The sequence below is a fragment of the Pseudomonas sp. P4_B3 genome (assembly GCF_056402295.1).
Genome location: NZ_JBFUHR010000028.1, coordinates 1 through 26,627, shown reverse-complemented (window position 1 = coordinate 26,627; position 26,627 = coordinate 1). Strand labels below are relative to the sequence as shown.

Annotated in this window: 25 protein-coding genes and 1 riboswitch; of the genes, 18 read left to right on the top strand and 7 right to left on the bottom strand. The window is 59.5% G+C overall.

Annotated elements, in window-relative coordinates; genetic code table 11:
* Positions 1–18: 18 nt before the first annotated feature.
* The 3 genes from AC1DWG_RS26715 to AC1DWG_RS26705 all read right to left on the bottom strand — a co-directional run bounded on the left by AC1DWG_RS26715 (position 19) and on the right by AC1DWG_RS26705 (position 2,854).
* A complete protein-coding gene (locus AC1DWG_RS26715; RefSeq protein ID WP_008016665.1) occupies positions 19–603 on the bottom strand; it encodes a TMEM165/GDT1 family protein in 585 nt (194 codons plus the stop codon).
* 89 nt (positions 604–692) lie between these two features.
* Positions 693–817: riboswitch (yybP-ykoY riboswitch) on the bottom strand.
* A 39-nt stretch (positions 818–856) separates the two neighbouring features.
* The gene (locus tag AC1DWG_RS26710; protein WP_347908947.1) at positions 857–1,855 is read right to left on the bottom strand and encodes a class I SAM-dependent methyltransferase; all 999 of its coding nucleotides are present in this window, start codon (positions 1,853–1,855) and stop codon (positions 857–859) included.
* Between the two features lie 33 nt (positions 1,856–1,888).
* On the bottom strand, positions 1,889–2,854 hold the full coding sequence (locus tag AC1DWG_RS26705) for a 2-hydroxyacid dehydrogenase (RefSeq protein WP_477788570.1): 966 nt from the start codon (positions 2,852–2,854) through the stop codon (positions 1,889–1,891).
* Positions 2,855–2,945: 91 nt separating this feature from the next.
* Between AC1DWG_RS26705 and AC1DWG_RS26700 the strand changes: the two genes are divergently transcribed.
* The 7 genes from AC1DWG_RS26700 (at position 2,946) to AC1DWG_RS26670 (ending at position 13,626) form a co-directional block, all read left to right on the top strand.
* Positions 2,946–3,575, top strand: a complete 630-nt coding sequence (locus AC1DWG_RS26700) for a LysE family translocator (RefSeq protein ID WP_218426697.1) — start codon at positions 2,946–2,948, stop codon at positions 3,573–3,575.
* 247 nt (positions 3,576–3,822) lie between these two features.
* Positions 3,823–5,505, top strand: coding sequence for a fatty acid--CoA ligase (locus AC1DWG_RS26695; RefSeq protein WP_477756220.1), 1,683 nt, complete (start codon positions 3,823–3,825; stop codon positions 5,503–5,505).
* 339 nt (positions 5,506–5,844) lie between these two features.
* Positions 5,845–7,746 (top strand): DUF1302 domain-containing protein, encoded by a 1,902-nt coding sequence (locus AC1DWG_RS26690; RefSeq protein WP_477756219.1) that lies wholly within the window; start codon positions 5,845–5,847, stop codon positions 7,744–7,746.
* Positions 7,747–7,774: 28 nt separating this feature from the next.
* Entirely contained in the window at positions 7,775–9,139 is a 1,365-nt protein-coding gene (locus AC1DWG_RS26685) for a DUF1329 domain-containing protein (RefSeq protein WP_477760568.1), read from the top strand.
* Between the two features lie 176 nt (positions 9,140–9,315).
* The gene (locus tag AC1DWG_RS26680; RefSeq protein ID WP_477788569.1) at positions 9,316–12,054 is read left to right on the top strand and encodes a winged helix-turn-helix domain-containing protein; all 2,739 of its coding nucleotides are present in this window, start codon (positions 9,316–9,318) and stop codon (positions 12,052–12,054) included.
* Positions 12,055–12,140: 86 nt separating this feature from the next.
* A complete protein-coding gene (locus AC1DWG_RS26675; protein ID WP_108215462.1) occupies positions 12,141–12,782 on the top strand; it encodes an MBL fold metallo-hydrolase in 642 nt (213 codons plus the stop codon).
* Positions 12,783–12,885: 103 nt separating this feature from the next.
* Positions 12,886–13,626 (top strand): YiaD family glycine zipper/OmpA-like lipoprotein, encoded by a 741-nt coding sequence (locus tag AC1DWG_RS26670; RefSeq protein WP_477755992.1) that lies wholly within the window; start codon positions 12,886–12,888, stop codon positions 13,624–13,626.
* A 260-nt stretch (positions 13,627–13,886) separates the two neighbouring features.
* Here the strand turns inward: AC1DWG_RS26670 and AC1DWG_RS26665 are convergent, their stop codons facing one another.
* The gene (locus AC1DWG_RS26665; RefSeq protein ID WP_007989833.1) at positions 13,887–14,321 is read right to left on the bottom strand and encodes a Z-ring associated ZapG family protein; all 435 of its coding nucleotides are present in this window, start codon (positions 14,319–14,321) and stop codon (positions 13,887–13,889) included.
* Between the two features lie 144 nt (positions 14,322–14,465).
* Between AC1DWG_RS26665 and AC1DWG_RS26660 the strand changes: the two genes are divergently transcribed.
* The 3 genes from AC1DWG_RS26660 to zapE all read left to right on the top strand — a co-directional run bounded on the left by AC1DWG_RS26660 (position 14,466) and on the right by zapE (position 17,660).
* Positions 14,466–15,095: an alpha/beta hydrolase gene (locus AC1DWG_RS26660; protein WP_477762648.1), complete on the top strand. Its 630-nt coding sequence runs from the start codon at positions 14,466–14,468 to the stop codon at positions 15,093–15,095.
* 24 nt (positions 15,096–15,119) lie between these two features.
* Complete coding sequence (locus AC1DWG_RS26655) at positions 15,120–16,475, top strand: tryptophan--tRNA ligase (protein ID WP_477753042.1); 1,356 nt, start codon at positions 15,120–15,122, stop codon at positions 16,473–16,475.
* A gap of 90 nt (positions 16,476–16,565) precedes the next feature.
* Positions 16,566–17,660, top strand: a complete 1,095-nt coding sequence (zapE, locus tag AC1DWG_RS26650; protein ID WP_095943473.1) for a cell division protein ZapE — start codon at positions 16,566–16,568, stop codon at positions 17,658–17,660.
* A gap of 169 nt (positions 17,661–17,829) precedes the next feature.
* Here zapE and AC1DWG_RS26645 read toward each other — a convergent pair whose 3' ends face one another.
* A complete protein-coding gene (locus AC1DWG_RS26645) occupies positions 17,830–18,750 on the bottom strand; it encodes a GlxA family transcriptional regulator (protein ID WP_477753065.1) in 921 nt (306 codons plus the stop codon).
* Positions 18,751–18,971: 221 nt separating this feature from the next.
* Here AC1DWG_RS26645 and AC1DWG_RS26640 point away from each other — a divergent pair, with 221 nt between their 5' ends.
* Entirely contained in the window at positions 18,972–20,108 is a 1,137-nt protein-coding gene (locus AC1DWG_RS26640; RefSeq protein ID WP_046041911.1) for an acyl-CoA dehydrogenase family protein, read from the top strand.
* 103 nt (positions 20,109–20,211) lie between these two features.
* Here AC1DWG_RS26640 and AC1DWG_RS26635 read toward each other — a convergent pair whose 3' ends face one another.
* Complete coding sequence (locus tag AC1DWG_RS26635; protein WP_477762650.1) at positions 20,212–21,252, bottom strand: NADP(H)-dependent aldo-keto reductase; 1,041 nt, start codon at positions 21,250–21,252, stop codon at positions 20,212–20,214.
* 245 nt (positions 21,253–21,497) lie between these two features.
* Here AC1DWG_RS26635 and rplM point away from each other — a divergent pair, with 245 nt between their 5' ends.
* The 7 genes from rplM to AC1DWG_RS26600 all read left to right on the top strand — a co-directional run bounded on the left by rplM (position 21,498) and on the right by AC1DWG_RS26600 (position 26,384).
* Entirely contained in the window at positions 21,498–21,926 is a 429-nt protein-coding gene (gene rplM, locus AC1DWG_RS26630; RefSeq protein WP_007917032.1) for a 50S ribosomal protein L13, read from the top strand.
* 14 nt (positions 21,927–21,940) lie between these two features.
* The gene (gene rpsI, locus AC1DWG_RS26625; protein WP_003228056.1) at positions 21,941–22,333 is read left to right on the top strand and encodes a 30S ribosomal protein S9; all 393 of its coding nucleotides are present in this window, start codon (positions 21,941–21,943) and stop codon (positions 22,331–22,333) included.
* A 266-nt stretch (positions 22,334–22,599) separates the two neighbouring features.
* Positions 22,600–23,193 carry a ubiquinol-cytochrome c reductase iron-sulfur subunit gene (petA, locus tag AC1DWG_RS26620; RefSeq protein WP_477760572.1) on the top strand — a complete coding sequence of 198 codons (594 nt, stop codon included), beginning with the start codon at positions 22,600–22,602 and terminating at the stop codon, positions 23,191–23,193.
* Positions 23,193–24,404: a cytochrome b gene (locus tag AC1DWG_RS26615; RefSeq protein WP_310053977.1), complete on the top strand. Its 1,212-nt coding sequence runs from the start codon at positions 23,193–23,195 to the stop codon at positions 24,402–24,404. Before petA ends, AC1DWG_RS26615 begins: the two co-directional genes overlap by 1 nt.
* Positions 24,404–25,186, top strand: coding sequence for a cytochrome c1 (locus AC1DWG_RS26610; protein ID WP_477753046.1), 783 nt, complete (start codon positions 24,404–24,406; stop codon positions 25,184–25,186). Before AC1DWG_RS26615 ends, AC1DWG_RS26610 begins: the two co-directional genes overlap by 1 nt.
* A 150-nt stretch (positions 25,187–25,336) precedes the next feature.
* Positions 25,337–25,954, top strand: coding sequence for a glutathione S-transferase N-terminal domain-containing protein (locus AC1DWG_RS26605; RefSeq protein ID WP_060539471.1), 618 nt, complete (start codon positions 25,337–25,339; stop codon positions 25,952–25,954).
* A gap of 16 nt (positions 25,955–25,970) precedes the next feature.
* Positions 25,971–26,384, top strand: coding sequence for a ClpXP protease specificity-enhancing factor (locus AC1DWG_RS26600; RefSeq protein ID WP_007998247.1), 414 nt, complete (start codon positions 25,971–25,973; stop codon positions 26,382–26,384).
* 34 nt (positions 26,385–26,418) lie between these two features.
* On the opposite strand, the gene AC1DWG_RS26595 is transcribed toward AC1DWG_RS26600, so the two are convergent.
* Positions 26,419–26,627: ClpXP protease specificity-enhancing factor SspB (locus tag AC1DWG_RS26595; RefSeq protein WP_477788568.1), on the bottom strand; the 209-nt coding region annotated here is incomplete at its 5' end.

The following is a 26,627-nucleotide window of genomic DNA, read 5'->3' as shown; positions in this document are numbered from 1 at the left end:
GTCTATCGACCTAAACCGTCAAACCCACCCGCTGCTCTGCATCGCCTTGTACACCGCGACAATCGCCAGGATGAAGAACGCCGACGCCGCCAGTCGACGGATCAGGGTCAATGGCAATTTGTCCGCGGCAAAGTTACCGGCCAATACCACGGGCACGTTGGCAATCAACATGCCGAGGGTGGTACCGATGATCACCAGCCACAGCTCCGGATATTGCGCAGCCAGCATCACGGTTGCGATCTGAGTCTTGTCGCCAATTTCCGCCAGGAAGAACGCAATCAGCGTGGTCAGGAACGGCCCGAACTTGCGGGCGGTGCTGGCTTCGTCGTCATCCATCTTGTCCGGGACCAAGGTCCACAGCGCCGTGGCGGCGAAGCTTGCGGCGAGGATCCAGTGCAGCATCGTATCCGAGAAGAAACTGCCGACCCAGGCACCGACTGCACCGGCGGCCGCGTGGTTGGCCAGGGTCGCGGCGACGATACCGGCGATGATTGGCCAGGGCTTGCGGAAACGGGCAGCGAGAATGAGCGCGAGCAGTTGCGTCTTGTCGCCGATTTCGGCCAAGGCAACGATTGCGGTAGGTACGAGTAGTGAATCCAGCATCAGGGGGTTTCCTAAGGGGCGGGTCGACACGGCTATGACACGTACAGCCTTCCCGCCCCGGGTAAGGTGTTCGTGTCATAGGTCTTGTCAAACCCTGCGATCCATCTGATGTGGATGCTTGGGTCGCATGCGCCATGGTCTGAGGACCAAGTATGTTGACGCATGCCGGACGAGCATGGCGCTCGTGGGAGACTACTCCCCTAGGACGGAGCGGATTCTGCCTAGGCAAAATCCATTCGGCAAGTACAAATTTCTATCCGCGCTTGGCTCGATAGATCCGGAAGCCCTGCCCTTCAGCCTTGATCGCACACACGCCAAGATGCTCTTCGATCAACGGTTGATACTTCAGGAAACTGTTCGCTACCAGGCGCAGTTCGCCACCGTTTTTCAGATGTTTGGCTGCTTTTCGCAGCAAGTTTTCAGTGGCGAAATAGTCGGTGTGCACGCCGACATGGAACGGCGGATTGCTCAGGATCGCACTCAAACCCATCGGCGCGGCATCGATTCCGTCACCGGTAATCACCTCGGCTTCCAGACCATTGGCCGCCAGGGTCAGACGGCTGCTGGCAGCGGCAAAGGCATCCACATCCAGCAAAGTGACCTGGTTGTGCGGGTAACGACGTTTCACCGCCGCCCCCAGAACCCCTGCGCCGCAACCGAAATCGAGCAAGTGACCGCTGGGCAGTTTGTCCAGATGTTCCAGCAACAGCGCGCTGCCGCGGTCCAGTCGGCCATGGCTGAACACCCCTGGCAGGCTGATGACCTTCAACGGGCCTTCGGCCAGCGGCAGTTCGTAGGTCTGCGCCAGGCTTTCCAGCGGTTTGGCTTCAGGCGCGTTGGCCACAGTGACCAGCCAGAGCTGGCAGTGTCGCGCGCTGTCGAGTTTGCGTGGCTTGCCGAACGGGTTGAGTTGTTTGGCGGCACCTTCGATGCCGCTTTTTTTCTCGCCGACCAAATACAGCTCGCGGCCGGCCAGCCGCGAGGCGAGGGCGTTGAGGATGTAGTCGGTCAGGTCCTTGGCCTTGGGCAGAAACACCACGGCGCTATCGAACTCGCGCTCCGGCGCATTCACGCCAAAATGGCTGCGCTCGGCGAAGCGGGCGTCCAGCGCGGCCTGATCGCCGGCGTGCCAGCACCAGCCATGAGCATCGGGCAGACGACCCAGTAAGTCGTCGGCGGGCAAACCGGCCAACAACACCGAACCCTGGAATAACTCGGCCTGACGAAGCAGTACTTCACTGCGCGGATCCATAACTGCTCCCGTGGAAAAAAGTGCCGCAGTTTATCAACTGACGACCCGCAGCGCCTTACCGCTGAAGTATCCCTGTGCGTTTTCGGTCACTTGGCCAACGATTCGCTGGCGCGCTTCGCGGCTGCCCCAGGCATTGTGCGGGGTGACGATCAGGCGCGGGATGTCGTGGGCCAGCAGCGGATTGCCATTGACGGGGGGCTCGACGCTCAGCACGTCAGTGGCGGCGCCGCCCAGATGCCCGTTGCGCAAGGCGTCGGCCAGAGCCTGTTCATCAATCAATCCACCGCGTGCGGTGTTGACCACAAATGCACCGGGCTTCATCGAGGCCAGTTCACGGGCACCGATGAAGTGGCGGGTATGTTCGTTGAGTGGGCAGTGCAAGGTCAGGGCATCGACCTGTGGCAACAGTTCATCCAACGGCAAGCGGTCCGGCCGGGCGGGGCGTCCGGGAATTTGCCCCAGCAGAACGCGCATGCCGAAGGCTTCGGCCAGCCGTGCGACTGCGCCGCCCAATTCGCCGTGGCCCAGCAGTCCAAGGGTTTTGCCTTCGAGTTCGACAATCGGGTAATCCAGCAAACAGAACTGTTTGGCCTGCTGCCAGCGGCCTGCGCCGACGGCTTTTTGATAATCGGCCAGACGCGTGGCCAGGTTGAGCAGCAGCATGATCGTGTGCTGCGCCACCGACGGTGTGCCGTAACCCTGGCAGTTGCACACGGTAATCCCGTGGGCGCGGGCGGCGGCGAGGTCGACGTTGTTGGTGCCGGTGGCGGTGATCAGGATCAGCTTGAGATCAGGGCTGGCGGCCATGGTCGCGGCATCGATGACAATTTTGTTGCTGATGGCAACTGTGGCGCCCTTGAGGTGTTCAATGACTTGATCGGGCAAGGTCTGGGCGAATAGCTGCAGTTCGCTGAAACAACTGCGCAGCGGGTTGAGGTCAAGGTCGCCGAGGTCCAGGGACGGGTGGTCAAGGAAAACGGCGCGGCGAGTATTCGTCATCAACTGTACCTTTTGTGCATTGAACTGAAGGCGTAATCTGCCGAGCCTACCAGATGAAATAAATAGATACGCTTGGCCTAAAGGAGCCCCCATGTACTGGACAGAGTTCTTGACCGTTGCCCTGATTCACCTGCTGGCCGTGGCCAGCCCCGGCCCGGACTTTGCCGTGGTGGTGCGTGAGAGTGTTACCCACGGTCGCCGCGCGGGCACCTGGACCGCGCTGGGTGTGGGGACGGCGATTTTCCTGCACGTGGGTTATTCGCTGTTGGGTATCGGCCTGATCGTGTCCCAGTCGATCGTGCTGTTCAATGCCTTGAAATGGGCCGCCGCCGCTTACCTGCTGTACATCGGTTACAAGGCACTGCGCGCGCAACCGGCCAAGCCTGTGGCGGACGATCTGCACAAGGAAGCCGGCGAGCGCACGGCCCGGGGTGCCTTCACCTCAGGTTTCGTCACCAACGGTCTCAACCCGAAAGCCACGCTGTTCTTCCTCTCGCTGTTCACCGTGGTCATCAATCCGCAAACGCCACTGGCCGTGCAGGCCGGTTACGGGGTTTACCTGGCGGTGGCGACGGCAACCTGGTTCTGCCTGGTGGCGATGCTGTTCAGCCAGCAGCGCGTGCGCGCCGGTTTTGCGCGCATGGGTCACTGGTTCGACCGGACCATGGGCGCGGTGCTGATTGCGATTGGCGTGAAGCTGGCTTTTACCGAGATGCATTGATTTCGTAGGAGCTGCCGCAGGCTGCGATCTTTTGATCTTCAACATTATTGGAATCGCCAAAAGATCGCAGCCTGCGGCAGCTCCTACATCGGGTCCATCCGCAATCACCAAACTTCTGTGAAGGCTGGCGCAACGCCAGTATTCATGCGGCTCTGCAAATCATTCCTTTGGCTGATTTGGCTGACGATCAAGGGCACTACAGTGCGTACTTTCAGTCACGACCGTGCAGTCAGAAAAAGGGATTCTTATGTTGCAGACTCGCGTTATCCCCCCGGCCGAAGGCGCTTACCAGTACCCGCTGTTGATCAAGCGGCTGCTGATGTCTGGTGCCCGTTATGAGAAAACCCGCGAGATCATCTACCGCGACAAGTTGCGCTACAGCTACCCGACCCTGATCGAACGGGTGGCCCGACTGGCCAACGTGCTGACAGCGGCCGGGGTCAAGCCCGGGGATGCCGTGGGTGTGATGGACTGGGACAGCCATCGTTACCTGGAATGCATGTTCGCCATCCCGATGATCGGTGCGGTGATCCATACCATCAACGTGCGCCTGTCGCCGGAACAGATCCTCTACACCATGAACCACGCCGAGGACCGCTTCGTGCTGGTCAACAGCGAGTTCGTCGGTCTCTACAAGGCCATCGAAGGGCATCTGACGACGGTCGACAAAACCCTGTTGCTGACTGACCTGCCGGAAAAAACCGCGGACCTGCCGAACCTCGTCGGCGAATACGAACAACTGCTGGCCGCGGCGAGCCCGCAGTACGACTTCGAGGATTTCGACGAAAACTCGGTCGCGACCACGTTCTATACCACCGGCACCACCGGCAACCCCAAGGGTGTGTACTTCACCCATCGGCAACTGGTGCTGCACACCATGGGCGTGTCGACCATCATGGGCGCGATCGATAGCGTGCGCCTGTTGGGCACCAACGACGTGTACATGCCGATCACCCCGATGTTCCACGTCCACGCCTGGGGCTTGCCGTATGTGGCGACCATGCTCGGGCTCAAGCAGGTGTATCCCGGCCGCTATGACCCGGAGTACCTGGTGGAATTGTGGCGCAAGGAGAAGGTCACGTTCTCCCATTGCGTGCCGACCATCCTGCAGATGGTCCTCAATGCCAAGGCCGCACAGAATGTCGACTTCGGCGGCTGGAAAATCGTCATCGGCGGCAGCGCCCTGAACCGTACGTTGTACGAGGCAGCCAAGGCCAAGGGCATTCAGTTGACCGCTGCGTACGGCATGTCGGAAACCGGGCCGCTGGTGTCGTGTGCGCACCTCAACGACGAATTGATGGCCGGCACTGAAGACGAACGCACCACTTACCGGATCAAGGCCGGCGTGCCTGGGCCGCTGGTGGAGGCGGCGATCGTCGACACCGAGGGCAACTTCCTGCCCGCCGATGGCGAGACTCAGGGTGAACTGGTGCTGCGTGCACCGTGGCTCACCGAGGGTTATTTCAATGAACCCCAGAAGGGCGCCGAGCTCTGGGCCGGCGGCTGGCTGCACACTGGTGACGTGGCGACCCTGGACAGCATGGGCGTGATCGACATTCGTGACCGGATCAAGGACGTGATCAAGACCGGTGGCGAGTGGATTTCCTCCCTGGACCTCGAAGACCTGATCAGCCGTCATGCGGCGGTACGTGAAGTAGCAGTAGTGGGGATCCCCGATCCGCAGTGGGGCGAGCGGCCGTTTGCCCTGCTGGTGCTCCGTGAGGGGTACGCAATCGGAGCCCGGGAACTCAAGGAGCACCTCAAGCCGTTTGTGGAGCTGGGGCACTTGAGCAAGTGGGCGATTCCGAGCCAGATCGCCCTTGTTACTGAAATTCCCAAGACCAGCGTCGGCAAACTCGACAAGAAGCGCATTCGTGTCGACATCACCGAATGGCAAGCCACCAACAGCACCTTCCTCTCGACGCTTTAAGCGCCTCCTGGCGTGCCCGAAAGGGCATGCCAGCCCCACCAAGCAAGCGCTTGGCTTGTCAAATCGAATTTTTCAGCCATCCTTGCCGTGCCGACGGGTGTCGGACTGGCGAAAGGACTGTTCCAGAGTGGCTGGCAACTGCAAATCACACTTTAGAGGGATCAAGCACTACTACCTGCTGGCTATAGTCCGTTCAAGGATTTTTAAGAACGGAGCAACCGCACGAACCGGGGCGATGCAACTTTGGAATGACTTTGGGATGCCATGGCTCCCGGTTATCCACAGCGTTTTTAGAAGTGCTCATTGCCATAAAAATAAAATGCACATGGAGTAGCGTCGATGACATCAGTAAACCAGTTCTGGCGCCGGGCGAAACTGCCCCTGGCTGTCAGTCTTGCCTCTACGCTCGCCGGGCCAGCATTCGGCGTCAGTTTCAACGTAGGTGAAATCGAAGGTCAGTTCGACTCATCCCTGTCGATTGGTGCCAGCTGGTCTACTCAGCAGCCGAACAAGAACCTCATCGGCGTCAACAACGGCGGCAAGGGTTTGTCCCAGACCTCTGATGACGGTCACCTGAACTTCAAGAGCGGGGAAACCTTCTCGAAGATCTTCAAGGGCATCCATGACCTTGAACTGAAATACGGCGATACCGGTGTTTTCGTCCGTGGCAAATACTGGTACGACTTTGAACTGAAAGACGAAAGTCGTCCGTTCAAGGACATCAGCGACGACGGTCGCAAGGAAGGCGCCAAGTCCGCTGGCACTCAACTCCTCGACGCCTTCGTCTACCACAACTACTCCATTGCCGATCAGCCAGGCTCCGTGCGTCTGGGCAAGCAGGTCGTGAGCTGGGGTGAAAGTACATTCATCGGTGGTGGCATCAACTCGATCAACCCGATCGACGTGTCGGCATTCCGCCGTCCGGGTGCCGAGATCAAGGAAGGCCTGATCCCGGTCAACATGTTCTATGTGTCCCAGAGCCTGACCGAAAACCTCTCGGCCGAAGCGTTCTATCAAATTGAATGGGACCAGACCGTCGTCGACAACTGCGGCACGTTTTTCTCCCAGCCAGACATCGTTGCCGACGGCTGCGACAACAACCTGCGCGTGCTGAACAAGCGCTCGCAAATTCCGGCCGTTGCCCTGGGGCCTTTGGCCGCCAACGGCGTCGACGTCAACGAAGAGGGTGTCCTGGTGCGTCGTGGCCCCGATCGTGATGCCCGCGACAGCGGTCAGTGGGGTGCGTCCTTCAAGTACATGTTCGATCCGCTGGACACCGAGTTCGGCGCCTACTTCATGAATTACCACAGCCGTGCGCCGATCTTCAGCGCCACCGGTGCGCCTCAGTCGGTCTACAACACTGCAGCGGGACTTCCAGGCCCGTTCGCGGCACTCGGGCCACTGCTGGTGGCAGGTAATTCGCAATACTTCATCGAATACCCCGAAGACATTCGCCTGTATGGCTTGAGCTTCTCCACCACCCTGCCTACCGGTACGGCGTGGAGCGGTGAGATCAGCTACCGTCCGAACGCTCCGGTGCAGCTCAACTCCACCGACATCCTGTTCTCCGGTGTACGTCCTTTGGGCAATAACAACCCGAACAATCCGTTGACCAATGCATCGCTGCTTACCGGCGTGCCGGGTCAAGACCTGCACGGGTATCGTCGCAAGGAAGTCACCCAGTTCCAGACTACCCTGACGCACTTCTTCGATCAGGTCATGGGCGCCAGCCGTCTGACCCTGGTGGGTGAGGTGGGCGTGACCCACGTTGGCGGCCTGGAAAGCACTTCCGACGTTCGTTATGGCCGCGATCCGGTCTACGGCCCGGGTGAGTTGCCAGCCTCTGGCGCGCTCGATACCTGCGTGGCGCTCAACACCAGCACCATCAACGGTGCCGGCCCGGGTACGCCGACCAACAACCGCAGCCGCAACTGCACCAACGAAGGCTTCACCACCCCGACTTCGTGGGGCTACCGCGGTCGCGCCATCTGGGAATACAACGACGTGTTTGCCGGTGTGAACCTCAAGCCGAACGTTGCCTGGTCCCATGACGTGAGCGGTTACTCCCCTGGCCCTGGCGGCAACTTCGAGGAAGGCCGCAAGGCGGTGAGCCTGGGTGTCGACGCCGAGTACCAGAACACCTACACCGCGAGCCTGGCTTACACCAACTTCTTCGACGGCAAGTACACCACCGTGGATGACCGCGACTTCGTTGCGCTCAGCCTCGGCGTGAACTTCTAAGCACAGTATTTTCAGGACGAACGCATAAATGAAAATAACAAAGAGTCTGTTCCACGCCGGTGTTCTGGGTCTTTCGCTGCTGGCGACCAGCGTCATCGCAGCGGTTCCTCAGGCCGAGGCCGACAAACTGGGCAAGAGCCTGACCCCGATGGGCGCCGAAATGGCGGGTAACGCCGACGGTTCGATCCCGGCCTGGAAACCGCTGCCGAAGAACGCCGGCAGCGTCGACAGCAAAGGCTTCCTGTCCGATCCGTACCCGGGTGAAAAACCGCTGTTCACCATCACGGCGCAGAACGTCGACCAATACAAGGAAAAGCTCGCCCCGGGCCAGTACGCGATGTTCAAGCGCTACCCGGAAACCTTCAAGATGCCGGTGTATCCGTCCCACCGCGGTGCCACTGTGCCGGATGACGTGTTCGCCGCCATCAAGCGCAACGCCACCAACACCAATCTGGTGTCTGGCGGTAACGGTCTGGAGAACTTTGAAACCGCCATTCCGTTCCCGATTCCGAAAAGCGGCGTGGAAGTCATCTGGAACCACATCACCCGTTATCGCGGCGGTAGCGTGACCCGCCTGGTGACACAGGCCACACCACAGCCGAACGGTTCGTTCAGCCTGGTGTACTTCCAGGACCAGTTCGTGTTCCGCGACAAGATGAAGGATTACGACCCGAAAAATCCGGGCAACATCCTGTTCTACTTCAAGCAGAAAGTGACCGCGCCGGCACGTCTGGCCGGTGGTGTGCTGCTGGTTCACGAAACCCTCGATCAGGTCAAGGAGCCGCGCTCGGCGTGGGTTTACAACGCCGGTCAGCGTCGTGTGCGCCGTGCACCGCAAGTGTCCTATGACGGCCCGGGTACTGCAGCCGACGGCCTGCGTACTTCCGACAACCTGGACATGTTCAATGGTGCACCGGATCGTTACGACTGGAAGCTCGAAGGCAAGAAAGAGATGTACATCGGCTCCGATGCCTACAAGCTCGACGATCCGAAGCTCAAGTACGCCGACATCATCAAGGCCGGTCACATCAACCAGGACCTGGCTCGTTACGAGTTGCGCCGTGTGTGGCATGTGGTTGCAACCCTGAAGGAAGGCCAGCGTCATATCTACGCCAAGCGTGACTTCTACATTGACGAAGACACCTGGCAAGCAGCGGTCATCGACCATTACGACGGTCGCGGTCAACTGTGGCGCGTCGCCGAGGCCCACGCCGAGAACTACTACGACAAGCAAGTGCCGTGGTATGCCCTCGAAGCCTTGTATGACCTGCAATCGGGACGTTACCTGGCGCTGGGCATGAAGAACGAAGAGAAGTCGGCTTATGACTTCGGCTTCACTGCCACCACCAGCGACTTCACCCCGGCCGCCTTGCGTCAGGATGGTGTTCGCTAAGGTGAACTGAGTAGAGGCCGCACCCTCTGAAAACGCCCCGACTGGTTCGGGGCGTTTTTTTTTGTTTGTAGACTTTTTGTAGCCATTTGTAGCAACTACCTTCATTCCCTATCCGTTTACGGCTAGTCTGCGGACATCTGCAACGCCGCCACCCGCAATTCAAACAAGAGCCGGCTATGACTGATTTGTCTACATCCCCAGGTTCTGCAAACATCGCCGTCGCGACACTCGACGGGCGCTTCTTCCGCCCGCCGTTGCCCGACGGCCATGTGCTGCGTCCACGTTTGTGCGAACGACTGAGTGCCGGGCTCGGCGGCAGGTTATTGCTGGTCAGCGCACCGGCAGGGTTCGGCAAGAGTTCGTTGGCGGTGGAGTTTTGTCAGGGGTTGCCGGCGCATTGGCAAAGTCTCTGGCTGGGGTTGAGCCCGCGCGACAGTGACCCGGGGCGTTTTCTCGAGCGCCTGCTGGAAGGTCTTCAGGACTATTTCCCGCATCTGGGCAGGCAATCCCTCGGGCTGTTGAAAATGCGCCAGCGCCATCAGCCGTTCGCGTTCGAAGAGTGGCTGGACGGCCTGCTTGACGAACTGGCCGTGCACCTGTCTACAGCGACGCCATTACTGCTGGTGCTGGATGATTACCATCTGGCCCAAGGGCCGGTGCTGGACCGCTGCCTGCAGTTTTTCCTCAATCATCTTCCCGATGGCTTGCTGGTGATGGTCACCAGTCGCCAACGTCCCGACTGGCATCTGGCGCGGCTGCGGCTGTCACGGCAACTACTTGAGTTGCATGAACAGGATCTGCGCCTGACCCACGACGAAGCCTTGAGCCTGCTTGATCGCCACAGCAGTTCCTTGCGTGGCGAAGCGCTGGAAAACCTGATCCAGCGCAGCGAAGGCTGGGTCGCGGGGTTGCGCTTCTGGCTGCTGGCCGCCTCCGAGGCAGGCACCGATGGCGCGCTGCCGCAATCGTTGCACGGTGGGGAAGGGCTGATCCGCGATTATCTGCTCGAAGAAGTCATCGATTGCCTGCCTGCCGAGGTCCAGTCGTTCCTCTACGACACGGCACCCCAGGAACGATTTTGCAGCAAACTGTGCGACGCCGTTCGCGACGCCCATGACAGCGGGGAGATCCTGCGCTTCCTGCTTGCCCACCAGGTGTTCCTGGTGCCACTGGACGAGCATGGCCATTGGTATCGTTACCACCACCTGTTTTCCGATCTGTTGCGCACACGGCCTGCTTCCCAGTCGATGGTGCCGGCCGCCAGCCTGCACTTGCGTGCCTGCCGCTGGTTCAATGCCCAGGGATTGCTCGATGAGGCCGTGGAGCAGGCCTTGCGTGCCGGTCACCTGGACGTCGCGGCGAACCTGGTGCAGAACCTCTCCGAAGAGCAACTGCTGGCCGAGCAGAACGTCGGCATGTTGCTGCGCTGGAAAATGGACTTGCCTGACAGCTTGCTGATCAGCACGCCGCGACTGATTGTGCTCTATAGCTGGGCGCTGGGGATGGCTTGCCAGCTGGATGCCGCCGAGGAACTGGCCAGCCATTTGAGCCGTTTCTTGCCTGCGCCGTCGGCCACCGCCCAGAAGTCCATGCTCGCTCAATGGCTGGCGTTGAGCGGCATCATTGCCCGTGGGCGCGGCAACCGCGAACTGACGCTGCAGTACTGCCGCGAAGCGTTGGACAGTCTTCCGTCCAAGCGTTACGGCCAGCGCCTGATGTGCCTCTCGACCCTGTCCAACCTGGCCATTGCCGACGGTGATTTGTGGCGGGCGCGGGGGCTGAACCGCGAATCGCTGGAGCTGGCGCAACGGGTCGGCAACCCGTTGTTCGAAGCGCTGGCGCACTACGACCGCGCCCGGGTTCTGCAAGCGCGCGGAGAAATCTGTCGGGCGCTGGAGGAGGTCCGTCAGGGGATGCAACGCCTGCAGAGCTTGTCTGCGCAGCGGCTGTATGCAGTTCGAGCCCGGCTGACCTTGTATGAAGGCTTTCTGCTGGCCCTGCGCATGCAGCCGCAGGCGGCGCGGCTGCGATTGCAGGCCGGTTTGAGCGAGGCGCGCGCCTGTCGTGACATCAGCGTGCTGATCGGCCATTGTGTGATTGCCAGGCTGGAAGGCAGCAGCGGCGAGTTCGCCAAAGCCTTTGCCGAACTTGCTGAAGCTGAACGGCTCATGCACATCTGGGACGTGCCACCCATCTACTACCTGGCCATGATCACCCTGGTCAAATGTGAACTCTGGCTGGCCCAGGGGCGCACCGATCTGGCCGAAGCCTGGCTGTCGCGCCTGGGGCAGACCTATAACGGCGAAAACGGGGCGGCACCACCGGAGTTCCACCCGCAATTGCCGCTGCATATCGAATTGCAACAAGCCTTGCTCGACGTCATCCAGGGCCAACCGATGCTGGCCGAAGGGCGTTTGAATGCGCTGCTCGAACATGGCCAGCAAAGCGGCCGGCAGATGCTCAGTGCCATGGCGTTGACCCAGAAAGTGGCGTTATTGCTGGGCAGCGGAAGGGAGCCGGAAGCCCGCAAGGCACTGGCTCAGGCGCTGGATGCTGCTGGCGGAGGGGTGCTGCAACCCTTTGAGGGCCTGCTGGCCGAGCATCCGGACTGGCTGCGTGGGCAACTTCAACTTTGCCCGCCAACCCCTGTTTCCCTGAGTCTCAGTGAAAAACTGCCGGCATTGGCTGCCCGTCCCGGACTGGAGTCCTGCGCGGCCGCGGAGCAGCTCAGCACGCGGGAAATGGCGGTCCTGCGATTGATCGCTCAGGGCTGTTCGAACCAGGAAATCAGCGATCAGCTGTTTATTTCCCTGCACACGGTGAAGACCCACGCCAGCCACATCAACAGCAAACTCGGGGTCGAGCGGCGGACGCAGGCGGTAGCGCGGGCGAAGGAGTTGGGGGTGTTGGGTTAAGGATTTTTCACGTTACCCATCGCGGCCATTGGCTCGATGCTCAATTGTGCGAAAATCGTTCGTCCCCGTTTATCGAGCAGGCCCCGATGTCCCAGCAACCCACCCTCATCCGCGAAACCTTCCCCGTCGGCCCGTTGCAGTGCAACTGCACGATCATCGGCGATCCGGTGACGAAAAAGGCCATCGTTGTTGATCCGGGTGGCAATCATGAGCTGATCCTGGCGCGTCTCGATGCCCTGGGGCTGAAAGTGGTCAGCATCATTCACACCCATGCGCACCTCGATCATTTCCTGGCTTCCGGTCAACTCAAGGAGAAAACCGGCGCGACCCTGCATCTGCACAAGGAAGACCAGTTTCTGTGGGACAACCTGGAAATGCAGTGCCAGATGTTCGGCGTTCCTTATACCCCGGTACCGTCCCCGGATCGCTGGCTGGCCGATGATGAAGAACTGGCCTGCGGATGTGGCGTGGCGCTGCACACGCCAGGTCATACGCCGGGCTCCATGAGCTTCTGGTTTTCCGAGGCCAAGCTGCTGATTGCCGGTGATACGCTGTTTCGTCGCGGCGTCGGGCGCACGGATTTGTGGGGGGGCGACCAGGCCACCATCGTGCGTTCGATAAAGCAGCGTTTGTACACCCTCGACGAAGAGGCGACGGTGGTGACCGGGCATGGTCCGGATACCCGTCTGGGCGACGAAATGCGCGAGAACCCCTTTGTTCGGGGCTGATTTGTAACATTCGGAATTTTTACCCATTAACATGATCCAACGCCCGCAAAGGCTGATGCCTTGGCCCGTTGCACCACAGAATGCAAAAAAGTAGGAGCTTTACATGTTCACCACGCGTCGTTTGATTATTGTCGCTACGGCTGTGGCCGTTTTGTCCGGTTGCGCCTCGCCTAACCCTTACGGTGGTCAAGGCCAGGCTCAGGGCCAGGCGGATAGCGGCTCCGAAGGCATGAGCAAGACCGCGAAATACGGTGGCCTCGGCGCTCTGGCCGGTGCGCTGGCCGGTGCTGCGATCAACCACGATAACCGTGGCAAGGGCGCACTGATCGGTGCTGCGGTGGTTGGTGCTTCTGCCGCCGGCTACGGCTACTACGCCGATCAACAAGAGAAAAAGCTGCGCGCCAGCATGGCAAACACCGGTGTTGAAGTGCAGCGCCAGGGCGACCAGATCAAGCTGATCATGCCGGGCAACATCACGTTCGCTACCGATTCGGCGAATATTGCCCCAGGTTTCTATCAGCCGCTGAACAACCTGGCGGGCTCGCTGAAAGAGTTCAACCAGAACCAGATCGAAATCGTCGGCTATACCGACAGCACCGGCAGCCGCCAGCACAACATGGACCTGTCCCAGCGTCGTGCCCAGAGCGTGGCAACCTACCTGACCTCGCAAGGTGTCAGCGGTGCCAACCTGAGCGCTCGCGGTGCCGGCCCGGATGGCCCGGTTGCCAGCAACGCTGACGTCAATGGCCGTGCGCAGAACCGCCGTGTCGAGGTTAACCTCAAGGCGATTCCGGGCCAGCAGTATGGTGCCCAGCAACAAGGTCAGGTTCAGCAGTACCCTTGATCGTCTGATTGAACCCCAGGCGTAAAAAGGCCCGCCCGATCCTCTACAGATCGGGCGGTTTTTTTTGTCGTCAGTTCCGGCCCCATCGTCGGAACGCCGCCCGGAGCAAGTTCGCTCCCACAGGGTTCTGGGTCGACCTCGGAAACTGTGGGAGCGGGCTTGCCCGCGAAGAGGCCAGTGTGGGCAGCAGAGATACAGGATCAGAAACAAAAAAGCCCCCGGACAATTACCTGTCCGGGGGCTTTTGCGTGCGGGCCTGCTTACTTCTTCAGGCCGTAATGCTCATCGAGCATGCCCGGCGCGTTCGGGGCTTTCGGTGCGTAGTCGCGAGGCGGTTCCTGATTGCGTGGCGGCGTCAGGCGCTCCCGTGGAGCCTGAGCTGCATCGGCGTGCAGGGAGGCCAGCAGGCGTTGGCGAGTCTGTTCGTCCAGGGCCAGGCGGTTGGCGCCCTCGGCGAGATGGTCCTGCACTTCCTGATAGCTCTGAGTCAGTTTCTTGACCAGTGTCGCGGTGCTGTTGAAGTGGGTCACCACCTCGTTCTGATAACTGTCGAAACGTTCCTGAATATCGTCCAGCTGACGCTGCGTGCGGCTCGGCGCGGCGTTCGGTGCAACGCGGGCGATCAGGAACCCAATGGCGACACCCACAACCAGGGCAAGAGTCGGTAACAACCAAACTAAGAGCGAGTGTTCCACGAGTCCTTCCTCTATAAACGGCTTTGCTTTACGTTAACGGCTCGAACCTGCGCTGTATACCGCGATTCACTCGCAATAGACAGCCACAGACAATTTGCTAGACGAGTCGACCCGATTCGAGGTCACGGAGTTCCTTCCTTGCTTATGCGTGAAACCCCTGTAGTGATTGATGGCCCTGTTGGCCAACTGGAAGCTCTTTATCTGGATAATGAGCAGCCTCGCGGCCTGGCACTGATCTGCCATCCGAATCCGGTGCAGGGCGGCACCATGCTCAACAAAGTGGTCTCGACCCTGCAGCGCACTGCGCGCGATGCAGGCTTGATCACCCTGCGCTTCAACTACCGTGGCGTCGGCGCCAGCGAAGGCTCTCACGACATGGGCACCGGTGAAGTCGATGATGCCCAGGCTGTCGCCGAATGGTTTCGCGCCAGACACCCGCAATTGCCGCTGACCCTGTTCGGTTTCTCCTTCGGCGGTTTTGTTGCCGCAAGTCTCGGCGGACGCCTTGAGGCCAAGGGTGAGCAGGTCGAGCACCTGTTCATGGTCGCGCCGGCAGTCATGCGCCTCGGCGCTCGGGACCCACTGCCACAGCAGGGCGAACTGACCCTGATCCAGCCGGAAACCGATGAAGTGATCGATCCGCAGCTGGTTTACGAATGGTCCGACAAGCTCGAACGCCCCCATGAGCTGCTGAAAGTGGCAGAATGCGGACACTTTTTTCATGGCAAGCTGACCGATCTCAAGGATCTGATCCTGCCGCGTCTCTCGAATTGATTGCAGTCTGACAAGCGATTACCCATGACGACTCGTACCCGTATCCTCACCGGCATCACCACCACCGGCACGCCGCACCTGGGCAACTACGCTGGCGCCATCCGCCCGGCGATCGTCGCCAGCCGTGACAGCAATGCCGATTCGTTCTACTTCCTGGCCGACTACCACGCCCTGATCAAGTGCGATGACCCGCTGCGCATCCAGCGCTCGCGTCTGGAAATCGCCGCGACCTGGCTGGCCGGTGGCCTGGATGTCGATCGCGTGACCTTCTACCGCCAGTCCGACATCCCGGAAATCCCCGAACTGACCTGGCTGCTGACCTGCGTTGCCGCCAAGGGCCTGCTCAATCGCGCCCACGCCTACAAGGCTTCGGTGGACAAGAACGTCGAGACCGGTGAAGACCCGGACGCCGGCATCACCATGGGCCTGTACAGCTACCCGGTGCTGATGGCCGCGGACATCCTGATGTTCAATGCGCACAAGGTGCCGGTCGGTCGTGACCAGATCCAGCACGTGGAAATGGCGCGGGACATCGGTCAGCGCTTCAACCATCTTTTTGGCCAGGGCAAAGAGTTCTTCACCATGCCCGAGGCGTTGATCGAAGAGAGCGTCGCCACCTTGCCGGGCCTGGATGGCCGCAAGATGTCGAAGAGCTACGACAACACCATTCCGCTGTTCAGCAGCGCCAAAGAAATGAAGGATGCGATTTCACGGATCGTCACCGACTCCCGCGCGCCGGGCGAAGCCAAGGATCCGGACAATTCACACCTGTTCACCTTGTTCCAGGCGTTCGCCACCCCGGCGCAGTCCGACGAGTTCCGCAGCGAACTGTTGCAGGGTCTGGGTTGGGGCGAGGCGAAGAGTCGTCTGTTCCAGCTACTGGACAACGAATTGGGCGAGTCCCGCGAGCGTTATAACCTGTTGATCGAGCGCCCGGCGGATCTGGAAGACATCCTGCAACACGGCGCGAAAAAGGCCCGCGCGGTGGCGACACCCTTCCTCAACGAACTGCGTGAAGCGGTAGGCCTGCGCTCCTTCGTTGCCCAGACTCAAGTGGCTGCGACCACCAAGAAGAAAGTCGTGAAGGCTGCGCGGTTTGTCAGCTTCCGTGAAGACGACGGCAGTTTCCGCTTCCGTCTGCTGGCGGCCGATGGCGAACAACTGCTGCTGTCGCGCAACTTCGCCGACGGTAAAACCGCGGGGCAGGTGACCAAGCAACTGCAAGCGGGCCAGGATCTGGACGTGCGCAGTGAAGATCTGGGCTTCAGCGTCTGGCTCGAAGGTCAATGCGTTGCCGACAGCCCGACCTTCGCCGACAGCGCCGCACGCGACGCGGCTATCGAGGCCTTGCGCATTGCCCTGACGCCGATTCAGGAATAATCAACGGCTCGGCCCGACCAAGGGCCGATTGCCATTCCTGCGGGCCGTCGCTACAGTGTCGGCCCGTTTTTGTTGCCTTGCTAACGAATTATGACGCCCCTAGAACGATATCAAGCTGATCTGAAACGCCCGGAATTCTTCCATGACGCCGCGCAGGAAACCGCCGTGCGTCATTTGCAGCGCCTGTACGACGATCTGGTCGCGGCCGAGCAAAACAAGCCGGGCCTGCTGGGCAAGTTGTTTGGCAAGAAGGATCAGACCCCGGTCAAGGGCCTGTATTTCTGGGGCGGCGTAGGTCGCGGCAAGACTTACCTGGTGGACACCTTCTTCGAAGCGTTGCCCTTCAAGGAAAAGACCCGTACGCACTTCCACCGCTTCATGAAGCGCGTGCACGAAGAGATGAAGACCCTGGGCGGCGAGAAAAACCCGCTGACCATCATTGCCAAGCGCTTCGCCACCGAAGCCCGGGTCATCTGCTTCGATGAATTCTTCGTCTCCGACATCACCGACGCCATGATCCTCGGCACGCTGATGGAAGAACTGTTCAAGAACGGTGTGACCCTGGTCGCCACCTCGAACATCGTGCCGGACGGCCTGTACAAGGACGGCCTGCAGCGCGCGCGCTTCCTGCCGGCCATTGCGCTGATCAAGCAGAACACCGAGATCGTCAACGTCGACAGCGGCGTCGACTATCGTCTGCGTCACCTCGAACAAGCCGAGCTGTTCCACTATCCACTCGACGAAGCCGCCAACGAAAGCCTGCGCAAGAGCTTCCGTGCGCTGACACCGGAATGCACGGCGGCGGTCGAAAATGACGTGCTGATGATCGAGAACCGTGAAATCCGTGCCCTGCGCACCTGCGATGACGTGGCCTGGTTCAACTTCCGCGAACTATGCGACGGCCCACGCAGCCAGAACGACTACATCGAGCTGGGCAAGATCTTCCACGCCGTGTTGCTCAGCGATGTCGAGCAGATGAGCGTCACCACCGACGACATCGCCCGACGCTTCATCAACATGGTCGACGAGTTCTACGACCGCAACGTGAAGCTGATCATTTCTGCCGAAGTCGAGCTTAAAGACCTGTACACGGGTGGCCGGCTGAACTTCGAGTTCCAGCGTACCCTCAGCCGACTGCTGGAAATGCAATCCCACGAATTCCTGGCCCGGGCGCACAAGCCGTAGGACGATTCGGAAAATAAAAAAGGGCCTGCAAATGCAGGCCCTTTTTTATGCCAATCCCTGTAGGAGTGAGCCTGCTCGCGAAGGCGGTGAGTCAGTCACATTAATGCTGGATGTGCCGAAGTCATCGCGAGCAGGCTCGCTCCCACAGGGTTCATTTGTATGCCTGTGATTACGCCGCTTGCTGAAACTGCTGCCGATACTGGTTCGGCGACAACTCCGTGTGTTGGCGGAACAGCCGTGCAAAGAAGCTCGCATCGTCGTAGCCGACTTCGTAACTGATGGTCTTGATGCTCTTGCGGCTGCCGGACAGCAAGCCCTTGGCGGTTTCGATGCGCAGGCGTTGCAGGTAATGCAGTGGCTTGTCGCCGGTGGCGGTCTGGAAGCGGCGCATGAAGTTGCGGATGCTCATGCCGTGTTCGCGGGCGACGTCTTCGAAGCGGAACTTGTCGGCGAAGTGTTCTTCGAGCCAGTGCTGGATCTGCAGGATGATCACGTCCTGGTGCAGCTTCTGGCCGCCAAACCCGATGCGTCCAGGCGCGTAGCTGCGTTGCACCTCATACAGAATGTCCCGCGCTACGGCCTGGGACACATTGGCGCCGCAGAAGCGCTCGATCAGGTAGATGTACAAATCGCACGCCGAGGTGGTGCCGCCGGCGCAGTACAGGTTATCGGCGTCGGTCAGGTGCTTGTCCTGATTGAGCTGGACCTGGGGGAAGCGTTCGGCGAAGGCATTGAAGAAGCGCCAGTAGGTGGTCGCTTCCTTGCCATTGAGCAGCCCGGCTTCGGCCAGCCAGAAAACACCGGTGGCCTCGCCGCACAGTACGGCACCGCGCGCATGTTGCTGGCGCAACCAGGGCAGGACTTGCGGGTAACGTTTGCAGAGACTGTCGAAATCGTCCCAGAACGCGGGAAGAACGATGATGTCGGCGTTTTCCAGCCCGCCATCCACTGGAATCAGCACATCGCTGAAGGTGTTGACCGGTTTGCCATCGGGGCTGACCAGGCGGGTTTCGAACGCCGGTGTCAGGCCATGGCCCAGCTGTTTGCCGTAGCGCAGGCTGGCGAGGTGGAAGAAATCCTTGGCTTGCATGAGGGTGGAAGCGAAAACCCGGTCAATGGCCAGGATGCTGACGCGCCGCAGGGGCGTGGAGGCTTGGTTAGACATAATTCAACTTTATTTTTATAGGGGGAAGTGGTCACCAGACGGCTGGATCGTCTTATTTTTTGTCGGATGTGTCCAGTGTCCTGTATCGGAAGCGAGGCTTAGGCTCTGACGGTCAATTCCTTCTAATAACAAAGAAAAGGTGTCGCATGATCCCCAGAACCCTGTTCAGTTCCGAGCACGAGCTTTTCCGCGACAGTGTGCGAACGTTCCTCGAAAAAGAGGCGGTGCCGTTCCATGGGCAATGGGAAAAACAGGGCTATATCGACCGCAAACTGTGGAACAAGGCAGGGGAGGCGGGGATGCTGTGCTCACACTTGCCGGAGGAGTACGGCGGTCTGGGGGCGGACTTTCTCTACAGTGCGGTGGTGATCGAAGAAGTGGGGCGACTTGGCCTGACCGGCATCGGTTTTTCCCTGCATTCGGACATCGTGGCGCCGTACATCCTGCATTACGGCAGTGAAGCGCTGAAGCACAAATACCTGCCGAAGCTGGTGTCCGGCGAGATGGTTACCGCGATCGCCATGACTGAACCGGGCGCCGGTTCCGATCTGCAAGGGGTGAAAACCACGGCCGTGCTCGATGGCGATGAGTATGTGATCAACGGCTCCAAGACTTTTATCACCAACGGCTACCTGGCCGATCTAGTGATCGTCGTCGCCAAGACCGACCCGAAGGCCGGCGCGAAGGGCACCAGTTTGTTTCTGGTGGAAGCCAATACGCCAGGCTTCGACAAGGGCAAGCGCCTGGAAAAGGTCGGGATGAAAGCCCAGGACACCTCGGAGCTGTTCTTCCAGGACGTACGTGTACCCAAGGAAAACCTGCTGGGCCAGGCCGGGATGGGCTTTGCCTACCTGATGCAGGAATTGCCCCAAGAGCGCCTGACGGTGGCCATTGGCGGGCTGGCTTCAGCTGAAGCGGCGCTGCAATGGACGCTGGACTACACCCGCGAGCGCAAGGCGTTCGGCAAGTCGATCGCGGATTTCCAGAATACCCGGTTCAAACTGGCGGAAATGGCCACGGAAATCCAGATCGGCCGGGTCTTCGTCGACCGCTGCCTGGAACTGCACCTGCAAGGCAAGCTCGACGTGCCAACGGCAGCGATGGCCAAGTACTGGGGCACCGACCTGCAATGCAAGGTGCTCGACGAGTGTGTGCAGTTGCACGGTGGCTACGGGTTCATGTGGGAGTACCCGATCGCGCGGGCATGGGCGGATGCGCGGGTGCAGCGGATCTATGCCGGGACCAATGAAATCATGAAGGAGATTATTGCGCGGTCGCTTTGATTGGCGGTGACTGATCGTCCGTCATCGCGAGCAGGCTCGCTCCCACAGGTGCGGCGTAATCCTTGTGGGAGCGAGCCTGCTCGCGAATGGGGCTATGAATCAATCAAGGCGCCGGATTCGGATGTTCCTTGTGAATCGCCTCGATCCCCTCCAGTACCTCTTCCGACAATTTCAGATCAAAACTGGCAATGTTGCTCTCCAGTTGCTCCATCGTGGTCGCGCCGATGATGTTGCTGGTCACGAACGGCTGCTGCGTTACGAACGCCAGGGCCATTTGCGCCGGGTCCAGGCCGTGCTCGCGAGCCAGGGCCACGTAACGACTGCAGGCAGCTTGCGACTGCGGGTTGAAATAGCGGCTGAAGCGGCTGTAGAGGCTCAGGCGACCTTTTGGCGGGCGGGCGCCACCTTCGTACTTGCCTGAAAGGAAGCCGAACGCCAGCGGCGAATAGGCGAGCAGGCCGCACTGCTCGCGGATGGCGATTTCCGCCAGGCCGACTTCAAAGCAGCGGTTGAGCAGGTTGTACGGGTTCTGGATCGACACGGCACGCGGCCAGCCTCGGGCTTCGGCCAGGGCCAGAAAGCGCATGGTGCCCCATGGCGTCTCGTTGGACAGGCCGATGTGGCGGATCTTGCCGGCGCGGACCTGTTCGTCCAGCGCTTCGAGGGTGTCCTCCAGCGGGGTCAGGTTGGCCTCGATCTTGTGCTTGTAGCCGAGTTGACCGAAGAAGTTGGTGCTGCGCTCCGGCCAGTGCAACTGGTACAGGTCGATGTAGTCGGTTTGCAGGCGCTTGAGGCTGGCATCAACCGCCTCAGTAATGTGTTGGCGATTGTGGCGCAGGTTTTTATCGCGGATGTAGTCGATAGTGTTGCCGGGGCCGGCGATCTTGCTGGCCAGGATCCAGTCGACGCGGTCGCCGCGGCTCTTGAAGTAATTGCCGATGTAGCGTTCGGTGGTGGCGTAGGTTTCAGCCTTGGGTGGCACCGGGTACATCTCGGCGGTGTCGATGAAGTTGATTCCGGCGCTCTTGGCCCGCTCGATCTGGGCGAAGGCGTCTGCCTCGCTGTTTTGCTCGCCCCAGGTCATGGTTCCGAGGCAGAGGGCACTCACGTTCAGATTGGTTCGGCCTAGCTGGCGATAGTCCATCGGGTGCTCCTTGGGCAAAACAATCATAAAAGCAGGTTGAATTATTTTTCGCAATCTGCATAATTGCGCACCTCTTTCTGCAGTGGAAGTGATGCGCCGCCGCCGAAGAATCTTGCCGTTGAACGGACGCGCCGACCCGAGCCCCCGAAAGCGTCTGTATCCGGCTGCCTTTGACTTGTCAAAGTACGCACTATTCAGTAAGATCCGCCGTCTAATTTACAGGGCGGCCCCTGAGGCTATAAAGAATGAAAACTTTTACTGCTAAACCGGAAACAGTAAAGCGCGACTGGTTTGTCGTCGACGCTGCTGGTCAGACCCTGGGTCGTCTGGCCACCGAAATCGCGAGCCGTCTGCGTGGCAAGCACAAGCCTGAGTACACTCCTCACGTTGACACCGGCGACTACATCGTCGTAATCAACGCTGAGCAGATCCGTGTTACCGGTGCTAAAACCACTGACAAAATGTACTACTCCCACTCCGGTTTCCCGGGCGGCATCAAGTCGATCAACTTTGAAAAGCTGATCGCCAAGGCCCCTGAGCGCGTGATCGAGACCGCGGTCAAAGGCATGCTGCCTAAGAACCCGCTGGGTCGCGACATGTACCGTAAGCTGAAAGTCTATGCGGGCGCTGCACACCCACATACTGCTCAGCAGCCCCAAGAACTGAAGTTTTAACGGAATAGTACATTATGTCGGCGACTCAAAATTACGGCACTGGCCGTCGCAAGACCGCAACCGCACGCGTTTTCCTGCGTCCGGGTACTGGTAACATCTCCATCAACAACCGTTCGCTGGATAATTTCTTCGGCCGCGAAACTGCCCGCATGGTAGTTCGTCAGCCGCTGGAATTGACTGAGACTGTCGAGAAGTTCGACATCTACGTCACCGTGATCGGCGGTGGTGTAAGTGGTCAAGCTGGCGCAATCCGCCACGGTATCACTCGCGCTCTGATGGACTACGACGAGACTCTGCGCAGCGCCCTGCGTAAAGCCGGCTTCGTAACCCGCGATGCTCGTGAAGTTGAACGTAAGAAAGTCGGTCTGCGTAAGGCGCGTAAGCGTCCGCAGTACTCGAAGCGTTAATTCGCTTTCACGTTCAAAAAAGAACGCCCAGTTTCCTCACGGAGCTGGGCGTTTTTTGTGTCTGCGATTTATCAAAGAATTGCGCTGTGACAACTTGCCACATCCGCAGGCGCCCTATACTACAAGGCTTGGGGATGACGGGCTCCGGTAATTACCTTGTCAGAATTGGGGCTTTTCATTACCATTCGGCAAAATTTTTATAAGTACATAGATTTACTTAGTAGACGCCTGATTTAACAGGCCACAAAGCTGATGGAGAGGACTGAATGAGCAATGACGGCGTGAATGCAGGCCGGCGTCGCTTCTTGGTAGCAGCCACATCCGTGGTGGGTGCTGCAGGAGCGGTGGGGGCTGCGGTCCCGTTCGTGGGGTCATGGTTTCCCAGTGCCAAGGCGAAAGCCGCAGGTGCACCGGTGAAAGTGAATGTCAGCAAAGTCGAGCCAGGCCAGCAGATGATTGCTGAGTGGCGCGGCCAGCCGGTGTTCATCGTCCGCCGTACGCCGGAAATCCTGGGGAATCTGAAGAAGATCGAGGGCCAGCTTGTTGACCCGACCTCCAAGAACTCGACACAACCGACTTACGTTGATCCGGAAACCCGTTCGATCAAACCTGAGGTTCTGCTGCTGATCGGTATCTGCACGCACCTGGGTTGCTCGCCGACCTTCCGTCCCGAAGTGGCACCTGCGGATCTGGGGAAAGACTGGGTAGGCGGTTATTTCTGCCCTTGCCACGGTTCCCACTACGATCTGGCTGGTCGCGTCTACAAGTCGCAACCTGCGCCTTTGAACCTGCCAGTTCCCCCGCATTCCTATGAGACCGACGACATCATTGTCATTGGCGTCGATACGGAGAAGGCGTGATGAGCAAATTCATGGATTGGGTTGATGCACGCTTTCCCGCAACCAAGATGTGGGAAGACCATCTCAGCAAGTATTACGCTCCGAAGAACTTCAACTTCTTCTATTTCTTTGGCTCCCTGGCGCTGCTCGTTCTGGTCAATCAGATCGTTACCGGCGTCTGGCTGACCATGAGCTATAACCCGTCGGCGGAAGAGGCGTTTGCCTCCGTCGAATACATCATGCGCGACGTCGAGTACGGCTCGATCCTGCGTCTGCTGCACTCCACCGGCGCCTCTGCGTTCTTTATCGTGGTCTATCTGCACATGTTCCGTGGCCTGCTCTACGGTTCGTACCAGAAACCGCGTGAGCTGGTGTGGGTCTTCGGCATGCTGATCTACCTGGCGCTGATGGCCGAAGCCTTCATGGGTTACCTGCTGCCGTGGGGGCAGATGTCCTACTGGGGTGCCCAGGTGATCATCTCGCTGTTCGGTGCGATCCCGGTCATCGGTAACGACCTGACCCAGTGGATTCGTGGTGACTACCTGATTTCCGGTATTACCCTGAACCGCTTCTTCGCCTTGCACGTGGTTGCCCTGCCGATCGTTATCCTGGGTCTGGTGGTGCTGCACATCCTGGCGTTGCACGAAGTCGGTTCGAACAACCCGGACGGCGTGGACATCAAGAAACACAAGGACGAAAACGGCATACCGCTGGATGGCATTGCCTTCCACCCGTACTACACCGTGAAAGATATCGTCGGTGTGGTGGTGTTCCTGTTCATCTTCTGCTCGATCGTGTTCTTCTTCCCGGAAATGGGCGGTTACTTCCTCGAAAAGCCGAACTTTGAAGTGGCGAACGCCTTCAAGACCCCAGAGCACATTGCTCCGGTCTGGTACTTCACCCCGTTCTACGCCATCTTGCGCGCGATTCCGGACAAGCTCTTCGGTGTGATCGCCATGGGCGCGGCCATTGCTGTGCTGTTCGTCCTGCCATGGCTCGACCGCAGTCCGGTCAAGTCGATGCGCTACAAAGGCTGGCTGAGCAAGATCTGGCTCTGGGTGTTCTGCATCGCGTTCGTGATCCTGGGTGTGCTGGGCGTATTGGCTCCAACCCCTGAGCGTACGTTGCTGTCGCAGGTATGTACCTTCCTGTACTTCGCCTACTTCATTCTGATGCCGTTCTACACCCGGCTCGAGAAGACCAAACCGGTTCCGGAAAGGGTGACTGGCTGATGAAAAAACTATTTGCTGTATTGATGCTTGCTGCGTTGCCAGTGTTCGCTTTCGCAGCTGAGCACGGTGGCCCCGAGCTGGAAAAAGTCGACGTTGACGTTTCCGATAAAGCAGCCATGCAGGATGGTGCACGTACGTTCGCCAACTACTGCATGGGTTGCCACAGTGCCAAGTTCCAACGCTATGAGCGAGTTGCCGACGACCTGGGCATTCCCCATGAGTTGATGCTGGAGAAGCTGATGTTCACTGGCGCCAAGATCGGCGACCACATGAGCATCGGCATGCAGCCAGCGGACGCCAAGGCCTGGTTTGGCGCCGCTCCGCCGGACCTGACCCTGGTTGCTCGTGTTCGCGGTACCGACTGGCTCTACGGTTACCTGAAGTCGTTCTACGAAGATCCGTCGCGTCCATGGGGTGTGAACAACAAGGTCTTCCCGAACGTGGGCATGCCAAACGTCCTGGCCGGCCTGCAAGGTCGCCAGGTGGTTGGTTGCAAACAGGTTCAGATCGTCGAAGGCGGCAAAAAGCAATTTGATCCGCTGACCGGTACGCCATTGACTCATGAAGCGTGCGATCAACTGACCATCGTGCCGAAAAGCGGTGCTCTGACTGAAGAGCAGTTCGATGAGAAGGTCAAGAATCTGGTAACCTTCCTGGCTTACTCGGCTAACCCGGTTAAGCTGCAACATCAGCGCATCGGTACGTACGTATTGTTGTACCTGGCGTTCTTCTTCGTCTTCGCTTACCTGCTCAAGCGCGAATACTGGAAAGACGTGCACTGATAAAGCTTCAAGCTATTGCTGTTAATCGCGCGCGCCCAAGGGCGCCTCTGAAGATGTAGCGAGCCTGGTTATCCAGTCGTTACGGGAGGCGTCCTCTGGGCGCGCTCGTTTTTCCGCGTTCGATAATTTCTACAAGCGAGGAGGATCGCCATGGGCGTGACCAATCGGTTGGCCTGTTACTCCGACCCCGCCGACCACTATTCCCACCGAGTGCGCATCGTACTGGCAGAGAAGGGTGTCAGCGCCGAGATCATTTACGTGGAAGCTGGGCGTCAGCCACCTAAACTGATTGAGGTGAACCCTTACGGCAGCTTGCCCACCCTGGTCGATCGCGACCTGGCGTTGTGGGAGTCGACTGTGGTGATGGAATATCTGGATGAGCGTTACCCGCACCCGCCCTTGCTGCCGGTTTATCCTGTGGCGCGTGCCAACAGTCGTCTGCTGATTCATCGTATTCAGCGTGACTGGTGTGGCCTGGTGGATCTGATTCTGGATTCGCGGACCAAGGAGGCGGCCCGTGCCGTGGCTCGGAAAGAGTTGCGCGAAAGCCTGACGGGTGTGTCGCCACTGTTTGCCGACAAGCCGTTTTTCCTCAGTGAGGAACAAAGTCTGGTGGACTGCTGCCTACTGCCAATACTCTGGCGATTGCCGATTTTGGGTATAGAACTGCCGCGGCCTGCCAAGCCGCTGCTTGATTACATGGAGCGCTCGTTTGCGCGTGAGGCTTTCCAGGCGAGTCTGTCTGGTGTCGAACGCGATATGCGCTAAGGCTTAAGGAGCCGCTATGAACTCCAGTCGACCTTATCTGGTCCGCGCGCTCTACGAGTGGATTGTGGACAACGATTGCACCCCGCACATGCTGGTCAATTCCGAGTATCCGTCGGTCCAGGTGCCTCAGGGTTTTGCCAGTGACGGACAAATTGTCCTGAATGTGTCGCCACAGGCTGTGCGTCATCTGCACATGGACAACGAGGCGGTCAGTTTCGAAGGGCGCTTTGGTGGCGTGCCGCACACCTTGTACGTGCCAATTGCTTCGATCCTGGGTATCTACGCCCGGGAGAATGGCCAAGGCATGGTGTTCGATCTGGAATCGCCGATGGGCGAGGATGACGAGATCGAGCCCGATGACGATCTTCCACCACCCGACAGCGAGCCGCCGCGTCCAAGCGGTCGACCCAGTTTGAAGGTGGTGAAGTAATAAAAAAGGCGATCCGWWCGGATCGCCTTTTTTATTACTTCACCACCTTCAAACTGGGTCGACCGCTTGGACGCGGCGGCTCGCTGTCGGGTGGTGGAAGATCGTCATCGGGCACGATCTCGTCATCCTCGCCCATCGGCGATACCAGATCGAACACCATGCCTTGGCCATTCTCCCGGGCGTAGATACCCAGGATCGAAGCAATTGGCACGTACAAGGTGTGCGGCACGCCACCAAAGCGCC

Coding starts and splice junctions, on each gene's coding strand:
- AC1DWG_RS26715 (WP_008016665.1), bottom strand. CDS start 603: ATGCTGGATTCACTACTCGTACCTACCGCAATCGTTGCCTTGGCCGAA.
- AC1DWG_RS26710 (WP_347908947.1), bottom strand. CDS start 1,855: ATGGATCCGCGCAGTGAAGTACTGCTTCGTCAGGCCGAGTTATTCCAG.
- AC1DWG_RS26705 (WP_477788570.1), bottom strand. CDS start 2,854: ATGACGAATACTCGCCGCGCCGTTTTCCTTGACCACCCGTCCCTGGAC.
- AC1DWG_RS26700 (WP_218426697.1), top strand. CDS start 2,946: ATGTACTGGACAGAGTTCTTGACCGTTGCCCTGATTCACCTGCTGGCC.
- AC1DWG_RS26695 (WP_477756220.1), top strand. CDS start 3,823: ATGTTGCAGACTCGCGTTATCCCCCCGGCCGAAGGCGCTTACCAGTAC.
- AC1DWG_RS26690 (WP_477756219.1), top strand. CDS start 5,845: ATGACATCAGTAAACCAGTTCTGGCGCCGGGCGAAACTGCCCCTGGCT.
- AC1DWG_RS26685 (WP_477760568.1), top strand. CDS start 7,775: ATGAAAATAACAAAGAGTCTGTTCCACGCCGGTGTTCTGGGTCTTTCG.
- AC1DWG_RS26680 (WP_477788569.1), top strand. CDS start 9,316: ATGACTGATTTGTCTACATCCCCAGGTTCTGCAAACATCGCCGTCGCG.
- AC1DWG_RS26675 (WP_108215462.1), top strand. CDS start 12,141: ATGTCCCAGCAACCCACCCTCATCCGCGAAACCTTCCCCGTCGGCCCG.
- AC1DWG_RS26670 (WP_477755992.1), top strand. CDS start 12,886: ATGTTCACCACGCGTCGTTTGATTATTGTCGCTACGGCTGTGGCCGTT.
- AC1DWG_RS26660 (WP_477762648.1), top strand. CDS start 14,466: ATGCGTGAAACCCCTGTAGTGATTGATGGCCCTGTTGGCCAACTGGAA.
- AC1DWG_RS26655 (WP_477753042.1), top strand. CDS start 15,120: ATGACGACTCGTACCCGTATCCTCACCGGCATCACCACCACCGGCACG.
- zapE (WP_095943473.1), top strand. CDS start 16,566: ATGACGCCCCTAGAACGATATCAAGCTGATCTGAAACGCCCGGAATTC.
- AC1DWG_RS26645 (WP_477753065.1), bottom strand. CDS start 18,750: ATGCAAGCCAAGGATTTCTTCCACCTCGCCAGCCTGCGCTACGGCAAA.
- AC1DWG_RS26640 (WP_046041911.1), top strand. CDS start 18,972: ATGATCCCCAGAACCCTGTTCAGTTCCGAGCACGAGCTTTTCCGCGAC.
- AC1DWG_RS26635 (WP_477762650.1), bottom strand. CDS start 21,252: ATGGACTATCGCCAGCTAGGCCGAACCAATCTGAACGTGAGTGCCCTC.
- rplM (WP_007917032.1), top strand. CDS start 21,498: ATGAAAACTTTTACTGCTAAACCGGAAACAGTAAAGCGCGACTGGTTT.
- rpsI (WP_003228056.1), top strand. CDS start 21,941: ATGTCGGCGACTCAAAATTACGGCACTGGCCGTCGCAAGACCGCAACC.
- petA (WP_477760572.1), top strand. CDS start 22,600: ATGAGCAATGACGGCGTGAATGCAGGCCGGCGTCGCTTCTTGGTAGCA.
- AC1DWG_RS26615 (WP_310053977.1), top strand. CDS start 23,193: ATGAGCAAATTCATGGATTGGGTTGATGCACGCTTTCCCGCAACCAAG.
- AC1DWG_RS26610 (WP_477753046.1), top strand. CDS start 24,404: ATGAAAAAACTATTTGCTGTATTGATGCTTGCTGCGTTGCCAGTGTTC.
- AC1DWG_RS26605 (WP_060539471.1), top strand. CDS start 25,337: ATGGGCGTGACCAATCGGTTGGCCTGTTACTCCGACCCCGCCGACCAC.
- AC1DWG_RS26600 (WP_007998247.1), top strand. CDS start 25,971: ATGAACTCCAGTCGACCTTATCTGGTCCGCGCGCTCTACGAGTGGATT.